The 967-nt window shown below is 50.1% G+C and carries 1 protein-coding gene; it reads left to right on the top strand.

Going from position 1 to position 967, the window contains the following annotated elements:
- Positions 1 to 967: MBG domain-containing protein (locus tag O0V13_RS21460; protein WP_268037066.1), on the top strand; the 967-nt coding region annotated here is incomplete at both ends.

Raw genomic sequence — 967 nt, 5'->3', positions numbered from 1 at the left:
AGGTGAAAATGTGGGAAGCTACGCGATCAACTTGGGAAGCCTGGATGCGGGTATGAACTATGCGATCAATTATACCGGAGCCAACTTCACGATCACCAAAGCCACAATCACGGGAATCACCTTTGCAGACGGAATATTCGTGTTTGACGGTACTGAAAAGAGCCTAGCCATCACAGGAACGCTTCCAGTAGGTACTTCGATAGCTTACAGCAACAACGGCAGAACGGATGTGGGAAGCCAGGAAGTGACAGCGACGATCACAGGTTCCAATTTCAATACCTTGGTATTGACAGCAGACCTGACAATCATACCTGCAGAGATAGGAGCCATCACCTTTGCAGACGGAATATTCGTGTTTGACGGTACTGAAAAGAGCCTAGCCATCACAGGAACGCTACCGGCAGGAACGGCAGTAGCTTATACGAACAATGGCAGAACAGATGTGGGAAGCCAGGAAGTGACAGCGACGATCACAGGTTCCAATTTCAATACCTTGGTATTGACAGCAGACCTGACAATCATACCTGCAGAGATAGGAGCCATCCTCTTTGCAGACGGAACATTCGAGTACGATGGCACCGAGAAGAGTCTATCCATCACAGGAACGCTTCCATCTGGAACATCGGTAGCTTATACAAACAATGGCAGAACAGATGTGGGAAGCCAGGAAGTGACAGCGACGATCACAGGATCGAATTATACGACCTTGGAATTGACAGCGGATCTGACGATCACTGCCAAGGAGATCACGGTGACTGCTGATGCTGGACAGAGCAAGATAGCCGGAGAAGCCGACCCAACCCTGACCTATACTGCCGAAGGACTGGCGGATGGAGAGGGCATGGAAGTCTTCGCTGGATCCCTAAGCAGAGCAGCAGGTGAAGAGGTAGGTATGTATGCGATCACGCAAGGCACCTTAAGCGCCGGAGACAACTACACGATCAACTTTATCGGAGCTGACTTTGAA

This window comes from Algoriphagus sp. PAP.12 (assembly GCF_026652115.1).
Lineage (GTDB): Bacteria > Bacteroidota > Bacteroidia > Cytophagales > Cyclobacteriaceae > Algoriphagus.
The sequence above is the reverse complement of the archived record's forward strand: the minus strand, read 5'-3'. Positions and strand labels throughout refer to the sequence as shown.